This is a genomic window from Streptomyces sp. NPDC048417, from assembly GCF_040651615.1.
In the GTDB taxonomy this organism is placed as follows: Bacteria; Actinomycetota; Actinomycetes; order Streptomycetales; family Streptomycetaceae; genus Streptomyces.
This window is the reverse complement of record NZ_JBEZKI010000002.1, coordinates 131542-150184: the sequence shown is the minus strand read 5'-3', so window position 1 is coordinate 150184 and position 18643 is coordinate 131542. Positions and strand designations below refer to the sequence as shown.

Here is an 18643-nt window from a genome sequence, read left to right as displayed (position 1 = left end):
ATGCATGACGACCGCAGCTTGGTGGAAGCCCGCCTCAGGCGCGTCCTCGACGAGCGCATCCGCCCCGCCGTGTACCCCGAGTCCGTGCCGCTCGACGTTGCCGTCTGGCACGCGCCCGGCGAGCCCGTGCCCGTCGCCGAAGGGCTCGCCGCCGAGCCCGGGCCGATCGAGGTGGGCGCCCGGTGGGGTGCTCCGTGGGGCACCAGCTGGTTCCGGGTGACCGGAACCGTCCCCGAGGAGTGGGCCGGGCGGACCGTGGAGGCCCTGCTCGACCTCGGATTCGACGAGAACATGCCCGGCTTCCAGTGCGAGGGCCTGGTCTACCGGCCCGACGGCACCCCCGTGAAGGGCCTCAACCCGCGCAACCAGTGGGTCCGGATCGGCGCCCCGGTGGCGGGTGGCGAGCAGGTACGACTGCACGTCGAGGCCGCCTCCAACCCCGTCATCCTCGACTACCACCCCTTCCGGCCCACCCGGCTGGGCGACAAGGACACCGCCGGGCAGGAGCCGCAGTACACGCTCGCCCGGATGGACCTCGCCGTCTTCGACGAGACCGTGTGGCAGCTGGTGCTCGACCTGGAGGTGCTCGGCGAGCTGATGGCCGAGCTGCCGGCGGACGCGCAACGCCGCTGGGAGATCCTGCGCGCGGTCGAGCGGGCCCTGGACGCGATCGACCTCCAGGACGTCAACGGCACGGCGGAGCAGGCGCGTGCACGGCTCACCGAGGTGCTGTCCGTCCCCGCCGTCCCCTCCGCACACCGGATCAGCGCCGTCGGACACGCGCACATCGACTCGGCGTGGCTGTGGCCGTTGCGCGAGACGGTCCGCAAGGTGGCCCGTACGACCGCCAACATGACCGCCCTCATCGAGGACGAACCCGACTTCGTGTTCGCCATGTCCCAGGCCCAGCAGTGGGCGTGGGTCAAGGAGCACCGGCCCGAGGTGTGGGCGCGGGTGAAGAAGGCGGTCGCGGACGGCAGGTTCGTGCCGGCCGGCGGGATGTGGGTGGAGTCGGACACCAACATGCCGGGGTCGGAGGCGATGGCCCGTCAGTTCGTGCACGGGAAGCGGTTCTTCCTCGACGAGTTCGGGATCGAGAACGACGAGGCGTGGCTGCCGGACACCTTCGGCTTCGCCGCCGGGCTTCCGCAGATCATCAGGGCGGCGGGCTCCACCCGCCTCCTCACCCAGAAGATCTCCTGGTCCCAGACGAACAGGTTCCCGCACCACACCTTCCAGTGGGAGGGCATCGACGGCACCCGGATCTTCACCCATTTCCCGCCTGTCGACACCTACAACTGCTCCATGAAGGGCAGCGAACTCGCCCACGCCACCCGCAACTTCAAGGACAAGGGCCGGGCCCGGCACTCCCTCGCGCCGACCGGCTGGGGTGACGGCGGCGGGGGCACGACCCGGGAGATGGTGGCGAAGGCGGCCCGGGTACGGGACCTGGAGGGCTCGCCGGCGGTCGTCTGGGAGACACCGGCGGAGTTCTTCAAGAAGGCGGAGGCCGAGTACCCGGACCCGCCCGTCTGGGTGGGCGAGCTGTATCTCGAACTCCACCGCGCCACCCTCACCAGCCAGGCCAGGACCAAACAGGGCAACCGGCGCAGCGAACACCTCCTGAGGGAGGCCGAGCTGTGGGCGACGACGGCCGCCGTACGGACCGGATTCCCGTACCCCTACGAGGAGTTGGACCGGGTCTGGAAGACGGTCCTGCTCCACCAGTTCCACGACATCCTGCCCGGTTCGTCGATCGCCTGGGTGCACCGCGAGGCCCGGGCGACCTATCAGCGGATCGCCGCCGAACTCGACGGGATCATCGAAGCGGCCCAGCGGGCCCTGGTGGGGGAGGGCGACCGGCCCCTCCTGTTCAACGCGGCGCCGCACAGTCGCCATGGCATCCCCGCCGGGGGCGCGGGCGAGGAGGAACGGCTCGAGGAGGTGACGGTGTCGGAGCGGCCCGAGGGCGGCCGGATCCTCTCCAACGGCCTGCTGCGGATCGAGATCGACGCCCGGGGCCTGGTCGTGTCCGCGTACGACCTCGCCGCCGACCGGGAGACCATCGCCCCCGGTGCGGCCGCCAACCTGCTCCAACTCCACCCGGACTTCCCCAACATGTGGGACGCCTGGGACGTCGACGCCTTCTACCGCAACGCGGTCACGGACCTCACCGACACCGACGGGCTGACGGTCGGCGAGGACGGCCGTTCGGTCCGGATCGCACGGTCCTTCGGGTCCTCCCGCGTCACCCAGGTGCTGTCGCTGCCGCCGGGCGAGCGTCGGCTGCTGATCGACACGGAGGTGGACTGGCACGAGACGGAGAAGTTCCTGAAGCTGGCCTTCCCGTTGGACCTGCACGCCGAACGCTATGCGTCGGAGACCCAGTTCGGCCACTTCCACCGTCCGACCCACACCAACACCTCGTGGGAGGCGGCGAAGTTCGAGGCCTGCAACCACCGCTTCATCCATCTGGACGAGCCGGGTTGGGGCGTGGCGATCGTCAACGACTCGACGTACGGCCACGACGTGACCCGCGCGGTCCGCACGGACGGCGACCGGGGCACGACGACCACGGTCCGGGTCTCCCTGCTGCGCGCTCCGCGTTTCCCGGACCCCGAGACCGACCAGGGCATCCACCGCTTCCGGCACGCGCTGGTACCGGGCGCGGGGATCGCGGACGCGGTGCGGGAGGGGTGGCGGATCAACCTGCCGGAGCGCCGGGTGACGGGTGCGCGGGAGGTGGCTCCGCTGGTCACGGTCGACAACGACGCGGTCGTCGTCACGGCGGTGAAGCTGGCGGACGACGGCAGCGGGGACGTGGTGGTGCGGTTCCACGAGGCGCAGGGGGGCCGGGCCCGCGCGAGGCTGACGACGGGATTCGAGGTCGCGGGGGTCGAGGTTGCGGACTTGCTGGAGCGGCCTTTGGACTCGCCGATTCCAGATCGGGACGGTGACGGCCTGACGGTACGACTGCGCCCATTCGAGCTGATGACCTTGCGCTTCAAAAGGACCTGAGCCGGAGCGCCCGAAAGGGGCGCGGGGCTGTACCGCTATGCGGCTACCGCCGCGTGGGTGCGAACAGACACGGCGCACCCGCAGCCGAAAACCCTCGGCTCACCCCCGCAGCTGCGCCCGCAGCCACTCCTCCACCTCACCCACATGCGAAGCCGCCGCAGCCCTCGCCGCCTCCGGATCCCGGGCGACGAGGGCCCGGTGGATCGCCGCGTGCTCCCGGCGTGTCCGCGCGAACGCCCCCTCCTCCTGGAACCCCCTCCACACCCGGGCCCGGAACGTCCGCGACGACAGTCCCTCCAGGATCGCGGCCATCGTGTCGTTCCCGGCGGCGCCGGCGATCACCCGGTGGAACGCGAGGTCGTGGGCGAGGATCTCCTCCGGGTCGTCCGTGGCGTTCATCGCCGTCAAGTGCTTCTCGACCTCGGCCAGTTGATCGGCCGTGATCCGCGCGGCGGCCAGCGCCGTCGCCGTCGACTCCAGGACCCGCCGCACCTCCAGCAACTCCACCAGCTGCGGCCCGCGGGACAGATCGGCGACCACCCCGAACGTCTCCAGCAGGTCACCCGCCTCCAGCTGGGTGACGTAGATGCCGGAGCCGTGCCGGGCCTCCAGGACGCCCAGGACCGTCAGCGCGCGGATCGCCTCGCGCATGGAGCTGCGGGACATGCCCAGTTGCGCGGCGAGATCCCGTTCTGTCGGCAGCCGCTGGCCCGGCTCCAGGCGGCCCTCCCCGATCATCGCCTTGATCCGCTCGATGGCGCGTTGCGTCACCGTGCCCTTCTGCGGGGCTGGCCCGTCCACACCGCTCTCGTCCACACCGCTCCTCCGTTCGCCGGTGCGCCGCAGTCTAACCAGCGATGTGGTCCGACCACTACGGCTCGTTTCGCCGAAAAAACGCGTCCGCAGGGTGTTGACGGCACCGAGTGGTCTGATAAGTATGCGGACATCTGCTCGAACACGCTCGATGAGGAGCTGCCAGATGCCCGGCAGAACACTGGGGAAGCGGAACAGGTACCGGATCATCGGCGCGACGGCCGTGGCCGTCGGCGCCTCGCTCGCGCTCGCCGCATGCGGCAGTACGAAGGACACCGGCAGCGGCAGCGCCGGAGGCGGCGGCACCGGCAAGGTCGGGGTGATCCTGCCCCTGCTGACCTCGCCGTTCTGGCAGTCGTACAACGACTACGTACCCAAGATGGCGAAGTCCGAGGGTGTCGAGGCGCTGAAGACGGTCAACTCCAACAGCGACCCCTCCCAGCAGATCACCGACATCAACAACGAGTTGAACCAGGGTGTGAAGGGGCTGGTCGTCGCCCCGCTGGACAGTGCTGCCATCGAGGCGGGTCTCGACCAGGCCGAGCGCAAGGGCGTGCCGGTGGTCGCCGTGGACGTGGCGCCCGACAAGGGCAAGGTCGCCATGGTGGTGCGCGCCGACAACGTCGCCTACGGCACCAAGGCCTGCGACTACCTCGGCCGGCACGTCACCAGCGGCAAGGTCGTGCAGATCATGGGCGACCTGGCCTCGGTCAACGGCCGGGACCGCTCCGAGGCGTTCCGGGACTGCGTGAAGAAGAAGTACCCGAAGCTCAAGGTGCTGGAGATCCCCGCCAAGTGGGAGTCCGACACGGCCGCGTCCAAGCTGGACACGCTCCTCAACGCCAACCCCGACATCAAGGGCATCTACATGCAGGCCGGCGGTGTCTATCTCGCCCCGACCCTGCAGACCCTGAAGTCCAAGGGCATGCTCAAGACGGCCGGGCAGAGCGGGCACATAGCGATCGTCTCCAACGACGGCATCCCGCAGGAGTTCGACGCCATCCGCAAGGGCGAGATCGACGCCACCGTCTCCCAGCCCGCCGACGCCTACGCCAAGTACGGCATGTACTACATCAAGGCGGCGATGGAGGGGAAGACGTTCAAGCCCGGTCCGACCGACCACGACTCCACGATCGTCAAGCTGCCCAGCGGCATCCTGGAGGACCAGCTGCCCGCGCCGCTCGTCACCAAGGACAACGTCGACGACCCGAAGCTGTGGGGCAACACGGTCAAATGAGCACGCCACTTGTTGAGGCCCGGGACATCGCCAAGCGGTACGGCCCCACCGTCGCCCTCGCCGACGGCCAACTCACCGTGCTGCCCGGCGAGTCCCACGCCCTCGTCGGCCGCAACGGCGCCGGCAAGTCCACTCTGGTCAGCGTCCTCACCGGCCTCCAGGCCCCGGACGAGGGCACGGTCCGCTTCGACGGCGAGCCCGCGCCCCCGCTCGCCGACCGGGACGCCTGGCGGAGCAAGGTCGCCTGCGTCTACCAGAAGCCCACGGTCGTACCGGAGCTGACGGTCGCCGAGAACCTGTTCATCAACCGGCAGCCGCTGCACCGGGGTCTGATCAGCTGGCGGCGGCTGCGGAGCGAGGCGGCCGCCCTGCTCGACACCTGGGACGTCCATATCGACCCCGAGGCGCGCACCGCCGACCTCAAGGTCGAGGACCGTCAAATGGTGGAGATCGCCCGGGCGTTGAGCTTCGGCGCGCGGTTCATCGTGCTCGACGAGCCGACCGCCCAGCTCGACAACCGCGAGATCGAGCGGCTGTTCAGCCGGATGCGGGCGCTCCAGGACTCGGGCGTGACCTTCCTGTTCATCTCGCACCACCTCCAGGAGGTGTACGAGGTCTGCCAGACCGTCACGGTGCTCCGTGACGCCCGCTGGATCACCACCGCGTCCGTCGCCGAACTCCCGCGCCGGGCCCTGGTGGAGGCCATGGCGGGGGAGTCGATCGCCGAGCAGGACCACAGCCGCGAGGCGGTGGCGGACGAGTCCCCCGTCGTGCTGGACGCGCGGGGGCTGACCTCACCGTCGTACCAGGACATCGACCTCACCGTGCGCCGGGGCGAGGTCGTCGGGGTCGCCGGATCCAGCGGCAGCGGCAAGATCGAGCTGGCGGAGACCTTCGCCGGGCTGTACACCCCGACCGGGGGAGCCGCCCGACTCGACGGCCGGCGGCTGCCGTTCGGCGATGTGCAGGCCGCCCTCAAAGCCGGCGTCGGCTGCGTGCCGCGCGACCGGCACGGCCAGGGACTGGTCTTCGGCATGAGCATCGGCGACAACGCCACCATGAGCGTCCTCGACCGGCTCGGCCGCTTCGGTTTCATCGCCGGCGATCGCAGGCGCCGCTTCGCCGACGAGCTGATCGAGCGCCTCGACATCCACGCCGAGGGACCCGAGCAGCCCGTCTCCGACCTGTCCGGCGGCAATGCGCAGAAGGTCGTCATGGCCCGCGCCCTGGCCTCCGAACCCCGGCTGCTCGTCCTGATCAACCCCACCGCGGGCGTCGACGTGAAGTCCAAGGAGTCGCTGCTCGCCCGCATGGACAACGCCCGCGAGGACGGCACCGCCGTACTGGTCGTCTCCGACGAACTCGACGACCTGCGCCGCTGTGACCGCGTCCTCGTCCTCTTCCACGGCCGCGTCGTCGCCGAGCACCCGGCGGGCTGGCGCGACCATGAGCTGATCGCCTCCATAGAAGGAGTGGACTCCATGCCCCCAGGAGCTGGCTCCCCGGCCGAAGGAGTGGACCATGGCTGACACGAAGGCCCCGTCGGCCTCGACCGCCGGCCCCGTGCGCGTCCCCGACGCCCGTGCCGCCAAGACCGTGCTGCTCCGCAGGGTCCGTGAACTCGCCCTCGTACCCGCGCTGTTGGTGCTGCTGGTGCTCGGTGCGATCGTCAACGACTCGTTCCTCACCGAACGGAACCTGATCTCCATCCTGGGCGCCTCGGCGGCCCTGGCGATGGTGGTCCTCGCCGAGTCGCTGATCCTGATCACCGGCAAGATCGACCTCTCCCTGGAGTCGGTGGTCGGCATCGCCCCCGCCGTCGGCGCCCTGCTGGTGCTGCCCACCGCGGAGTCCGGCTGGGGCACCGGGTGGCCGGCCGGGCTCGCCCTGGTCGCCGTCCTCGTCGTCGGCGGGGTCATCGGCGCCTTCAACGGCGTCCTGGTGGTGAAGTTCAAGCTCAACGCCTTCATCGTCACCCTCGCGATGCTGATCGTCCTGCGCGGGCTGCTCGTCGGCGCCACCAAGGGCAAGACGCTGTTCGGCATGCCCGACGCGTTCTTCTCCCTGGCCACCTCCACCTTCCTGCGGGTCCCGCTGTCGGTGTGGCTGGCCGCGGTCGCCTTCGGCGTGGCCGGACTGATCCTCAAGTACCACCGGGTCGGCCGCGCCCTGTACGCGATCGGCGGCAACGCGGAGGCGGCCCGCGCGGCCGGTATCCGCGTCGACCGGGTGGTGCTGGGCGTCTCCGTCGTCGCGGGAGTCCTCGCCTCCGTCGGCGGGATCATGCAGACCGGCTATGTCGGCGCCATCAGCGCCAACCAGGGCAACAACATGATCTTCACGGTGATGGCGGCGGCGGTGATCGGGGGCATCAGCCTGGACGGCGGCAAGGGCACCATGTTCGGCGCCCTGACCGGCGTACTCCTCCTGGGTGTCGTCCAGAACCTGCTCACCCTGGCGCAGGTCCCCTCGTTCTGGATCCAGGCCATCTACGGCGGCATCATCCTCGTCGCCCTCATGATCGCCCGTGTCACCACGGGACGGGCCCAGGACTGATCGACCCGCGTCCCGAACTCCCCCTGACGGAAAGGCAATCCGTGTCCCCGAGCCCCGGCCCCTGCGCTCGCGTCACCGCGGTCGACACCTACGACATCCGCTTCCCCACCTCGCGCGAGCTGGACGGCTCCGACGCGATGAACCCGGACCCCGACTACTCGGCGGCCTATGTCGTGCTGCGCACCGACGCGGCCGACGGGCACGAGGGACACGGGTTCACGTTCACCATCGGGCGGGGCAACGACGTCCAGGTCGCCGCGATCGACGCGCTGCGGAACCATGTGCTCGGCCGCCCGGTCGACGAGATCTGCGACGACCCCGCAACCCTCTACCAGGACCTGATCGGCGACAGCCAGCTGCGCTGGCTCGGCCCCGAGAAGGGCGTGATGCACATGGCGATCGGGGCGGTGGTCAACGCCGTGTGGGACCTGGCCGCGCGCCGGGCCGGCAAGCCGCTGTGGCAGTTGCTCGCCGACGCCGAACCCGAGTGGATCGTCCGGCAGATCGACTTCCGCTACCTCACCGACGCCCTCACCCCCGAGGAGGCCCTCGGTATCCTCCGGCGCGCCCGCGAAGGCGCCGACGAGCGCCGGGCCCGGCTGCTGGAGCGCGGCTTCCCCGCCTACACCACCTCCGCCGGCTGGCTCGGTTACGACGACGAGAAGCTCACCCGGCTCGCCGCCCAGGCGGTCGCCGACGGCTTCCGGCAGATCAAGCTGAAGGTCGGCGCCGACCTGGAGGACGACATCCGGCGCTGCCGGGTCGCCCGCTCGGTCGTCGGCCCCGACATCCGCATGGCCATCGACGCCAACCAGCGCTGGAACGTCGACGAGGCGATCCGCTGGACCAAGGCCCTCGCCGAGTTCGACCCCTACTGGATCGAGGAGCCCACCAGCCCCGACGACATCCTCGGCCATGCCGCCGTCCGCCGGGCGGTGACCCCGGTCAAGGTCGCCACCGGCGAACACGTGCAGAACCGGATCGTCTTCAAGCAGCTGCTCCAGGCCGGCGCCCTCGACATCGTCCAGATCGACGCGGCCCGGGTCGCCGGCGTCAACGAGAACCTCGCCATCCTGCTGCTCGCCGCCAAGTTCGGCGTCCCCGTCTGCCCGCACGCGGGCGGCGTCGGACTGTGCGAACTCGTCCAGCACCTCTCGATGTTCGACTACCTCGCGGTCGCCGGGACCACCGACGACCGGGTCATCGAATACGTCGATCATCTGCACGACCACTTCCGCGACCCGGTGGTGATCCGGGAGGGTCACTACACGGCACCCACCGCACCGGGCTTCTCCGCCGCCATGCGACCGGAGTCCATCGCGGAGTACACCTATCCGGGCGGCACCTTCTGGGCCGCCGACGCACAGACGCAGACACAGACGCACACGCAGACGCAGAAGGGACAGGCGGCATGACCGACTTCGAGGGCCTGAAAGCACTGGTCACCGGCGGGGCCTCCGGGATCGGCCGGGCCACCGCCGAACTCCTCGCCGAGCGCGGCGCCCAGGTCGCCGTCCTCGACCTCGACCCGTCCGCCGTCGAGAAGCCGCTGCTCGGCTTCCGGGCCGACGTCACCGACGACGCCTCCGTGCGTGCGGCCGTGGCGAGCGCGGTGGACTCCCTCGGCGGCCTCGACGTCCTGGTCAACAACGCCGGCATCGGCGCCCAGGGCACGGTCGAGGACAACGACGACGACGAATGGCGCCGCGTCTTCGACGTCAACGTGCTCGGCATGGTCCGCACCGCCCGCGCGGCCCTTCCGCACCTGCGCCGCTCGGACCATGCGGCGATCGTCAACACCTGCTCCATCGCCGCCACCGCGGGACTGCCGCAACGTGCCCTGTACAGCGCCACCAAGGGCGCCGTGTACTCGCTCACCCTGGCCATGGCCGCCGACCACCTTCGCGAGGGCGTCCGCGTCAACTGCGTCAACCCCGGTACGGCGGACACCCCGTGGATCGGCCGCCTCCTCGACAAGGCCCCCGACCCGGCCGCCGAACGGGTCGCCCTGGCGGCCCGCCAGCCCTCCGGTCGCCTGGTCTCCGCCGCCGAGGTCGCGGGCGCCATCGCCTACTTGGCGAGCCCGCTCTCCGGCGCCACCACCGGCACGTCCCTCGCCGTCGACGGCGGCATGCAGGGCCTCAGGCTGCGCCCGGAGGGCCGGTGAGCACCCTCGGCCGAAGCGGCGTCCGGGTCGGCCCCCTGGGCCTCGGCGCCGCCGTGATCGGCAACCTCTACACCGAAGTCCCCGACCAGCAGGCCCACGACACGGTCACCACCGCCTGGCAGCAGGGCATCCGCTACTTCGACACCGCACCCCACTACGGCCTCGGCCTGTCCGAACGGCGGCTCGGCGAAGCGCTGCGGGGGTACGACCGGGACACCTACACCCTCTCCACCAAGGTCGGCCGCCGCCTGGAGCCGGGACCCGGAGACGGCGACGACCTCGCCCACGGCTTCGCCGTGCCGAACACCTACCGCCGGGTCTGGGACTTCAGCGCCGACGGCATCCGCCGCAGCCTGGAGGCGAGCCTGGAGCGGCTCGGCCTCGACCGGGTCGACGTGGTCTACCTCCACGACCCCGACGACCACGCCGAACAGGCCTTCCACGAGGGCTACCCGGCCCTGGAGAAGCTCCGCTCCGAGGGGGTCGTCGGTGCGATCGGCGCCGGCATGAACCAGACGGCCATGCTCACCCGGTTCGTCCGCGACACCGACATCGACGTGGTGCTGTGCGCCGGCCGCTACACCCTCCTCGACCAGAGCGCCCTGGCCGATCTGCTCCCGGCCGCCGAGGAACGCGGTACGTCGGTGGTGATCGGCGGGGCCTTCAACTCCGGCCTGCTGGCCGACCCCAAGCCGGCCGCCACCTACAACTACGCTCAGGTCTCCGACGAGTTGCTCGCCCGCGCCCTGCGCCTCAAGGCACTCGCCGAGCACCACGGCAGCACGCTCCGCGCGGCCGCCCTCGCCTTCTGCGGTGCCCATCCGGCCGTGGCGAGCGTGCTGGTCGGTGCCCGCTCGGCGGCGGAGATCGAGGACGGGGCACAGCAGTTCGCCACCCCGGTCCCCACCGCCTTCTGGAAGGAACTGCGCGACAGCGGACTCCTGCGCGCGGACACCCCGCTCCCGACGGAGGAGCCGTCATGAGAGTCGCCCTGCACACCAGGGTCCGCCCGGACCGTGTCGCCGAGTACGAGGCCGCCCACCGCCAGGTCCCCGTCGGACTCACCGACGCCATCCGGGCGGCCGGCGCCACCTCCTGGACGATCTGGCGCAGCGGTACCCATCTCTTCCATGTGCTGGACTGCGCGGACTACGACGCGCTCCTCGCCGAGCTGGAGAAGCTGCCGGTCAACATCGCCTGGCAGGCCCGGATGGCCGAGCTGCTCGACGTCGTCCACGACTACTCCGAGGCCGGCACGGACGCCGGCCTGCCCGTCGTATGGGAGCTGCCATGACCGTCGACGCCCACCACCACCTCTGGGACCTCTCGGTACGGGACCAGGACTGGATCGCGGGACCGGAACTCCAGCCGCTCAGAAGGAACTTCACCGTCGAGGATCTCGAACCCGAGGCACGGGCGGCCGGTGTCACCCGCACGGTCCTCGTCCAGACGGTCACCGTCCCGGAGGAGACCCCCGAGTTCCTGGCCCTCGCCGACACCCACGACCTGGTCGCCGGAGTCGTCGGCTGGACCGACCTGACCGACCCGGCGATCGCCGACGAACTCGCCCGCCTCGGCGAACTCCCCGGCGGTGCCTACCTGAAGGGCATCCGCCACCAGGTCCAGGGCGAACCGGACCCGGAGTGGCTGCTGCGCCCGGACGTCCACCGGGGCCTGGCCGCGATCGCCGACGCGGGCCTCGTCTACGACCTGGTCGTCCAGGCCCACCAGCTTCCGGCCGCCGTCAAGGCGGCCGACTCCCACCCCCAACTCACCTTCGTACTCGACCACCTGGGCAAGCCGCCGATCGCCTCCGGGGACCTGGACCCCTGGGCCACCGCGGTACGCGCGCTCGCCGCCCTGCCCAACACCGTGTGCAAACTCTCCGGCATGGTCACGGAGGCCGACCCGGCCGCCTGGACGGTCGACGACCTCCGTCCGTACGCCGAGACGGTCCTGGACGCCTTCGGCCCGGACCGCCTGATGTTCGGCTCGGACTGGCCGGTGTGCGTCCTGGCCGGGACGTACGCCGAAGTCTTCGACGCGGCAACGCAGTTGATCGGCCCCGACGAACGCACCCGGGTCTTCGAGACCACCGCCACCCGCGTCTACGGCCTCTGAGCCCCGTCCCCGCCGCTCGCGTCCACGGCCTCTGAGCCCGTCGCCGTCAATCCGCGGCTACGGCCTCAGAACGGTCCCCGCCAACCGCGTCGGCGGCATGAACTCCCGCACATACGTCCGCTCCCAGCACGCGCCCGTCTCCCGCAGCTCCTGCCAAGTGGTGTAGCGGTAGCGGAAGAGGCGGGCGCGGACGAAGCGCGGGGGCCGGTCGGGCGGGAAGGGGGAGCGGCGCAGCAGCCGTAGCGTGTCCCGGTCGTTCTCCAGGAGGCGCTCCACCAGGCCGCCGAACCAGTCGCCGGCGTACGCGGGGGAGAGGGCGGCGAACCACATCAGCCAGTCCAGGCGCAGGTGGTAGGGCGCGAACTGGCGAGGCCAGTACCGTGGATCGCCGGGCTTGCCCTTGAACTCGTACTCCCGCCAGTCCGAGTCCTCGCGCGGCGCGTCGTCCAGCGTGCCCTCGACCACCACCTCGTACCGCACCCGGCTGACGCTGCCGAACGCGCCGTAGGTGTTGACCAGGTGCAGCGGGTCGAAGGAGCGGTTCATGACCTGGCGGCGCGAGACCATGTTCACCACCGGGCGGTAGCTCAGGAAGAGCAGCAGCGCGGCCACGGCGAGGACGACGATCTCGTACCAGAGCGGGGTGCCGGGCGCGGAGGTGCGGCCGCCCGGCAGCCGCAGCGCCGACAGGGCCAGCACGATGGTGATCCAGTTCAGCCAGGAGAAGTTGCCGGAGACCACCAGCCACAGCTGGGTGAGGATCATCAGGGACGCGGCCGCCGTCGCGATCGGCTGGGGAGTGAACAGCAGGACGGGGACCACGAGCTGGGTGACATGGTTAGCGGCCACCTCCGCCCGGTGCACCGGCTTCGGGAGGTGGTGGAAGAACCAGCTCAGCGGACCCGGCATCGGCTGGGTCTCGTGGTGGTAGTAGAGGCAGGTCAGCTTGCGCCAGCAGGCGTCCCCACGCATCTTGATCAGACCCGCCCCGAACTCCACCCGGAACAGGATCCAGCGCAGCAGGAACAGGACGACGACCGGCGGGGCCACCTCGTCGTTGCCGAGGAAGACGGCGAGGAAACCGACCTCCAGGAGCAGCGACTCCCAGCCGAACGCGTACCAGGTCTGGCCGACGTTGACGATCGAGAGATACAGGGCCCAGGGGACCAGCCACAGCACCATCGCGGCCCACAGCGGGAGCCGGGAGTCCAGCCCGGCCAGCAGCGCCACCGACACCGCACAGCCCGCCCAGGCGCAGGCCGCGAAGAAGCGGTCCGAGTAGTGCAGGTGGAAGAGGCTCGGCGCCCGCCGGAAGGGCACCCGGTCGACGAACCTCGGGATCGGCAGCATCCCGCGCTCGCCCAGCAGGGCCCGGAACTGGAGCGCCGCCACCAGGAACGCGACGAGATACACACCGGCCAGCGCCCGCTGGAAGACCAGCCGGCTCCACCAGTACTCGTGTGCGGTGAACCAGTCCACGGCCGTGCGCTCCTGCCTCTCTCCGGCCTGCGGCCCCGGTGACGGGAAAGGGCCTGTCACCCTGTGTACCGCGTTCGTCCGGTCGCGTAACCCGAGCGGGTGAAGTGGGCAATACGGGAGAAATTGCCCGGTTCGGGTTCCCCTGGCAAGGTGGCCCCATGGCTGATCGGGGAGCGAGCGCTCCGCCTCTCCCGGACGACTGGCCCGCCCACCCGGACCACCCGATCCTGGCGCTCAACCGCTTGGGCACCTTCGACTGGGACCTGGACGCCGGTCTGTTCCACATGGACGCCCAGGCGTACGAGGTGTTCGACCTGACCCCCGAGGAGTACGACGGGCACCCCGAGAGCCTCGCCATCCGGGTACCCCTGGCGGAGGGGAGCCGGCTGGACGCGGTGGTGGCCCAGGCCATCAAGGACGGCAGCGAGAACTACGGGGCGTACTTCCGCATCCGCCGCCGCGACGGCACCCCGCGCTGGACCCACACCCAGGGCTACATCCGGCGTGACGAGACCGGACGCCCGCGCCGGGTCGTCGGCGTGGTCCGGGACGCCACCCAGGAGCTGGAGGACAGCGAGGCGCGCAGCCTGCGGGCCGCCCAGGACCAGGCGCTGCGCCAGCAGACCGGCGTCGTCCAGGTGGTCACCGCGGCCCTCGCGCACGCCCGCAGCGTCCAGGACGTCATCGACGCCCTCAAGGACACCCAGGGCATCCCCAACCTGGGCGCGACCAGCCTGGTGATGGGCCTGGTCGAGGCCGGCCGGATCCGGCTGGTCGCGGAGGGACCGGCGGGCAGCTTCGTGCCCGGTACCCGGATCACCCGGATAGAGGAGCCCTATCCGATGGGCGAGGTGGTGCGGACCCTCAGCCCGTGCTTCATCGAGTCACCGGAGGAGTTCGCCCAGGGGTACCCGGTACTGTGGCCGCACATCACCGAGCTGCACATCACCTCGGCCGCCTACCTCCCGCTGATCGCCCAGGCCCGCCCGATCGGTGCCATGGGCCTGCTCTACAACGACCGGCTCGGCTTCTCCACCGAGGAACGCGCCGTCCTGGTCGCCCTCGGCAGCAGCATCGCGCAGAGCCTGCAGCGGGCCATGCTCTACGAGCAGGAGAAGGACCTCGCCCAGGGACTCCAGCAGGCGATGCTGCCGCGCACCATCCCCAGCGTGCGCGGCGCCGACATCGCCGTCCGCTACCGCTCCCCGATCGCCGGCGGCACTCTGGGCCGGGACATCGGCGGTGACTGGTACGACCTGATCCCGCTGCCCGGCGGCCGGGTCGGCGCGGTCATCGGGGACGTCCAGGGGCACGACACGCACGCGGCGGCCGTCATGGGCCAGCTGCGGATCGTGCTGCGCGCCTACGCCGCCGAGGGCCACGCCCCGGCCACCGTGATGGCCCGCGCCTCCGTCTTCCTGGACGAACTCGACACCGACCGCTTCGCCACCTGCCTGTACGCCGAGGCCGACCTGTCCACCGGCGTCGTCCAGGTGGTCCGCGCCGGGCACATCGACCCGCTGATCCGCGGTGCCGACGGAAGCTGCCGGCGGGTCCCCGTGGAGGGCGGGCTGCCGCTCGGTCTGTCCGCCGAGTTCAGGAGCCTCGAATACCCGGTGTCCACCCTGGAGCTCGACTCCGGCGAGACGCTGCTGCTGTGCACCGACGGGCTGGTCGAGCAGCCGGGCACCGACCTGGGGGACGGGATGCGGTCCCTGATCCAGCAGGTCACCGAGGGGCCGGAGGACGTGCGGGGGCTCGCCGACCGGCTGATCGAGATCGCCGAGAAGCGAGGCGGCGACGACGACGTGGCCCTGCTCCTGCTGCGCCGCCGCGGCCCGGACGCCGCGCAGGCCGTCGGCCGCCTCCAGCAGCATGTGGCCTCCGGCGACCCCGAGGCGCTCACCCTGGCCAGGCACATGATCCGTGCCGCCGTCCGGGCCTGGGGCGCCGGGGACCGCGCCGACGAGATCGAGCTGGTCGCCGACGAACTGATCACCAACGCGCTGATGCACACCGAAGGCTCCGCGATCGTCACCCTCCGGGTGCTCGGCGGCGGCGACCGCCGGCTCCGCGTCGAGGTCGAGGACTCCTCCAGCGCGCTGCCGCGCCGGCGCGAGGCGGGGGAGGACGGGGTGTCCGGGCGGGGCCTGCTGCTGGTCGACGAGATCGCCGACGTGTGGGGCGTGGAGGCACGCGGCGGCGGCAAGGCGGTCTGGTGCGAGTTCCGGATGCCGGAGCCCACCTGACCCCGGGGGCCGCGGGTGGCACCCTGGACGCATGCCCGAACTGCCCGAGGTCGAAGCACTCAAGGACTTCCTGACCGAGAACCTGGTCGGCCACGAGGTCGTGCGCGTCCTGCCGGTCGCCATCAGCGTCCTGAAGACGTACGACCCGCCCGTCGGCGCCTTCGAGGGCAGCGAGGTCGTCGCCGTGCACCGGCACGGCAAGTTCCTGGACATCGAGGGCGACAGCGGCCTGCGCTTCATCACCCATCTGGCCCGGGCGGGCTGGCTCCACTGGAAGGACCGGCTGCCGGACGGTCCGCCCCACCCCGGGAAGGGCCCGCTAGCCCTGCGCGTGGCCCTGGAGACCGGCGCGGGCTTCGACCTCACCGAGGCCGGCACCCAGAAGAAGCTCGCCGTGTACATCGTCCGTGACCCGCGGGAGGTGCCCGGTATCGCGCGGCTCGGCCCGGACCCGCTCGCCGCCGACTTCGACGAGGCCCGGCTCGCGGCCCTGCTGGGAGACGAGCGGCGGCAGCTCAAGGGCGCCCTGCGCGACCAGAGCCTGATCGCCGGGGTGGGCAACGCCTACAGTGACGAGATCCTGCACGCGGCGAGGATGTCCCCGTTCAAGCTGGCCGCGTCCCTGACGCCCGAGGAGGTCCACGGGCTGTACGAGGCGCTGCGCACCACCCTCAGCGAGGCGGTGGAGCGCTCCCACGGCCTGGCGGCGGGCCGGCTGAAGTCGGAGAAGAAGAGCGGGCTGCGCGTCCACGGCCGGACCGGCGAGCCCTGCCCGGTCTGCGGCGACACCATCCGCGAGGTCTCCTTCAGCGACTCCTCGCTGCAGTACTGCCCGACCTGCCAGACGGGCGGCAAGCCGCTCGCGGACCGCCGGATGTCCCGGCTGCTCAAGTAGCCGGCGGTCACCTGGGGTCCAGGGTGACCAGGCGCTGCCCGTCGGCGTTGCGCACCTCGTAGCGCTCGATCTCGTCGGGGTGCATCGAGGAGCCGCCCGTCATGGTGGACACCCGGTCGTCGTGGTCCCGCTCGGCCCAGGTGGTCACGATCTGCTCGGAGCCGTCCCGGCCGACCGCGACCAGCCGACAGGAGCGCGGCCCGTCGGCGTCCTTCACCTGCAGCTCGATCATGCTGCCCGAGTCCGTGTCCGCCGACTTCACCTGCGCCCACACGCCCGACTGCGCGTCGGTGGCCGCGGTGACCTGTACGGCCGGCGGGGCGTCATGGCCGGCGTACGTCACGATGCCGGGGCCGACGACCGCGAACACCACCGAGGCGGCGAGCCCGTACAGCAGCCTGCGGCGCTTGGCCCGGTGCCGGGTCGCGACCTCGGCGAGCAGCCGGTCGAGCAGCCGGGGGCCGGGCTGGGCCATGGGGTGCACGAAGCGCGGCGTGGCCCTGCGGTACAGCATCAACTGCCGTGCCGCCGGGCCGAACTCGGTCACGTGTGCCGAGCAGCTCGGGCACTCCATGAGATGGTCCTCGAAGCGGAAGGCCTCCGCCTCGTCCAGCACGCCGAGCGCGTACGCGCCGACGTCGCGATGCCTTTCCAGGGACCTCATGCCGAATCCTCGTGCCGTGAGTGCGGGTGGGGGTTACTCATTGCTCCTTGCTCCCACCCGTACGCAGTCGGCCGCTGTTTCACTCAAGGCACGTACAGAATCGTAATCAACGGATTCGGAGCGGCCGGGCCCGCGGATTGGTGCCGATTCAGAAAAGATGGATGGCGAGATGTCCCAGGGGCAGACCGAGCTGCCAGGCGGCGGTCCACACCTTCGGTCCGTCGTCCTCACCGAACACCGAGCCGCCGCCCGGTACCGCGTCCAGGTCGGGCGCGAGCAGTTCGGTCTCCTCCAGCCAGCGCCAGGCGTCCGTGGCCAGATCCAGGTCCGGTGACGGCCCGCCCGACTCGACCGCCTCGGCGGCCAGCCTGGACATACGTTCCCCTACCCAGGCCTGCCACGGCTGGTCGTACGCCGTGAGCGAAAGCCAGTTCTCCAACTGGGACACGACCCGGATGCCCGACAGTTCGCCGTCCGTGTCGGAGAGGTAGATGGTCAGCGCCAGTGCGTCCCGGCCGGCCCGGAACTCGAAGGACGTCGGTGGCATGAGATCGCCGGTGCGCAGCAGCTCGTCGGCGATGTACTCGGCATACAACCAGGCCATCGGGACCGCCAGTTCCCCGCTCCCGGCCCCGTCCGTGCTCTCTTGACCTCTGTGCAGCATCCCGTCCTGCCTTCCTCCGGTGCGCGCGTGGCCCCGACCCCGGGTCCGTCCCTCTCCCGGTGCGGAACACGGATGAAGACAGCTGATTGCTCAAACATGGTCCTCAGCAAGGCGCTTTACCGAGGTTTGACCTGGCTTACGGTTTCATCGCAGGTCGGGTGCATAACCGGGCAGAACCCGGCGTAGGGCGCGCAGCGCGTAGTACGCCCGCGACTTCACGGTACCGGGTGGAATGCCGAGGGTCTCCGCGGCTTCCGCAACACTCGCCCCTTGGAAATACACCAGCACCAGGACTTCACGGTGTTCCGGGGTGAGAGTCTTCACAGCCTCCCGCACGTCCAGCGCCGCGGCGGCGCGTTCGGCATGGTCGCCGATGGCCCGGGTGTTCTCCAGGACGGCGTCGTGCACCTCGGGCGGCCGTGCCTGCCGGGCCCGGCGCGCGTCGATGGCGAGCCGCCGGCCGACCGTCAGCAGCCAGGGCAGGACGGAGTCGAAGTCGTCGGCGCGCAGTGCCTCGGGGTGCTGCCAGGCGCGTACGAGGGTCTCCTGTACGAGGTCCTCGGCCCGTTGCCGGTCCCCGTCGCTTAGCCGCAGCAGCAGCGCGAAGAGCGGGCGGCCGTGCTCGCGCTGGAGTGCGGCGAGCTCGTGCTCGGCGGTCGTCGTCCCGTCGGGAAGGGTGGTTCCGGCCGTCATGGCCGTATGGCATCGCAGGGCCGGGCCGGGGGACAGGGGGCGCACAGGGGTCTGCGGCGGACGGTCGATCGCGTCGGCGAACGGTGC

The 18643-nt window shown here is 71.2% G+C and carries 16 protein-coding genes; 11 read left to right on the top strand and 5 right to left on the bottom strand.

Features of this window, described 5'->3' with window-relative positions:
- A complete protein-coding gene (locus AB0D59_RS03340) occupies positions 1 to 3018 on the top strand; it encodes a glycoside hydrolase family 38 C-terminal domain-containing protein (protein ID WP_362560156.1) in 3018 nt (1005 codons plus the stop codon).
- Positions 3019 to 3117: 99 nt separating this feature from the next.
- On the opposite strand, the gene AB0D59_RS03335 is transcribed toward AB0D59_RS03340, so the two are convergent.
- Complete coding sequence (locus tag AB0D59_RS03335; protein ID WP_362560854.1) at positions 3118 to 3819, bottom strand: FadR/GntR family transcriptional regulator; 702 nt, start codon at positions 3817 to 3819, stop codon at positions 3118 to 3120.
- A 178-nt stretch (positions 3820 to 3997) separates the two neighbouring features.
- Here AB0D59_RS03335 and AB0D59_RS03330 point away from each other — a divergent pair, with 178 nt between their 5' ends.
- From AB0D59_RS03330 to AB0D59_RS03295, 8 genes are read left to right on the top strand one after another with little or no spacing between them, the layout of a single operon-like run.
- A complete protein-coding gene (locus AB0D59_RS03330; protein ID WP_362560153.1) occupies positions 3998 to 5068 on the top strand; it encodes a sugar ABC transporter substrate-binding protein in 1071 nt (356 codons plus the stop codon).
- Entirely contained in the window at positions 5065 to 6597 is a 1533-nt protein-coding gene (locus tag AB0D59_RS03325) for a sugar ABC transporter ATP-binding protein (protein WP_362560150.1), read from the top strand. The genes AB0D59_RS03330 and AB0D59_RS03325 overlap by 4 nt, the downstream gene beginning before the upstream one ends.
- Complete coding sequence (locus AB0D59_RS03320; RefSeq protein WP_362560148.1) at positions 6590 to 7624, top strand: ABC transporter permease; 1035 nt, start codon at positions 6590 to 6592, stop codon at positions 7622 to 7624. The genes AB0D59_RS03325 and AB0D59_RS03320 overlap by 8 nt, the downstream gene beginning before the upstream one ends.
- A 41-nt stretch (positions 7625 to 7665) precedes the next feature.
- A complete protein-coding gene (locus tag AB0D59_RS03315; protein ID WP_362560145.1) occupies positions 7666 to 9039 on the top strand; it encodes an L-fuconate dehydratase in 1374 nt (457 codons plus the stop codon).
- The gene (locus AB0D59_RS03310) at positions 9036 to 9791 is read left to right on the top strand and encodes an SDR family oxidoreductase (RefSeq protein ID WP_362560142.1); all 756 of its coding nucleotides are present in this window, start codon (positions 9036 to 9038) and stop codon (positions 9789 to 9791) included. Before AB0D59_RS03315 ends, AB0D59_RS03310 begins: the two co-directional genes overlap by 4 nt.
- Positions 9788 to 10774: an aldo/keto reductase gene (locus tag AB0D59_RS03305; protein ID WP_362560139.1), complete on the top strand. Its 987-nt coding sequence runs from the start codon at positions 9788 to 9790 to the stop codon at positions 10772 to 10774. The genes AB0D59_RS03310 and AB0D59_RS03305 overlap by 4 nt, the downstream gene beginning before the upstream one ends.
- Entirely contained in the window at positions 10771 to 11085 is a 315-nt protein-coding gene (locus AB0D59_RS03300) for an L-rhamnose mutarotase (RefSeq protein ID WP_362560136.1), read from the top strand. Before AB0D59_RS03305 ends, AB0D59_RS03300 begins: the two co-directional genes overlap by 4 nt.
- On the top strand, positions 11082 to 11912 hold the full coding sequence (locus AB0D59_RS03295) for an amidohydrolase family protein (protein WP_362560133.1): 831 nt from the start codon (positions 11082 to 11084) through the stop codon (positions 11910 to 11912). Before AB0D59_RS03300 ends, AB0D59_RS03295 begins: the two co-directional genes overlap by 4 nt.
- 57 nt (positions 11913 to 11969) lie before the next feature.
- Here AB0D59_RS03295 and AB0D59_RS03290 read toward each other — a convergent pair whose 3' ends face one another.
- On the bottom strand, positions 11970 to 13391 hold the full coding sequence (locus AB0D59_RS03290) for a lipase maturation factor family protein (RefSeq protein WP_362560130.1): 1422 nt from the start codon (positions 13389 to 13391) through the stop codon (positions 11970 to 11972).
- A 158-nt stretch (positions 13392 to 13549) separates the two neighbouring features.
- Here AB0D59_RS03290 and AB0D59_RS03285 point away from each other — a divergent pair, with 158 nt between their 5' ends.
- Both AB0D59_RS03285 and AB0D59_RS03280 read left to right on the top strand, forming a co-directional pair.
- A complete protein-coding gene (locus AB0D59_RS03285) occupies positions 13550 to 15640 on the top strand; it encodes a SpoIIE family protein phosphatase (protein WP_362560127.1) in 2091 nt (696 codons plus the stop codon).
- A 31-nt stretch (positions 15641 to 15671) separates the two neighbouring features.
- Positions 15672 to 16535 (top strand): DNA-formamidopyrimidine glycosylase family protein, encoded by an 864-nt coding sequence (locus AB0D59_RS03280; protein WP_362560124.1) that lies wholly within the window; start codon positions 15672 to 15674, stop codon positions 16533 to 16535.
- A gap of 7 nt (positions 16536 to 16542) precedes the next feature.
- On the opposite strand, the gene AB0D59_RS03275 is transcribed toward AB0D59_RS03280, so the two are convergent.
- The 3 genes from AB0D59_RS03275 to AB0D59_RS03265 form a co-directional block, all read right to left on the bottom strand.
- Positions 16543 to 17199: a zf-HC2 domain-containing protein gene (locus AB0D59_RS03275; RefSeq protein WP_362560122.1), complete on the bottom strand. Its 657-nt coding sequence runs from the start codon at positions 17197 to 17199 to the stop codon at positions 16543 to 16545.
- 148 nt (positions 17200 to 17347) lie between these two features.
- A complete protein-coding gene (locus AB0D59_RS03270; RefSeq protein WP_362560120.1) occupies positions 17348 to 17863 on the bottom strand; it encodes a hypothetical protein in 516 nt (171 codons plus the stop codon).
- Between the two features lie 144 nt (positions 17864 to 18007).
- Entirely contained in the window at positions 18008 to 18556 is a 549-nt protein-coding gene (locus AB0D59_RS03265; RefSeq protein WP_351703654.1) for a sigma-70 family RNA polymerase sigma factor, read from the bottom strand.
- Positions 18557 to 18643: the final 87 nt, after the last annotated feature.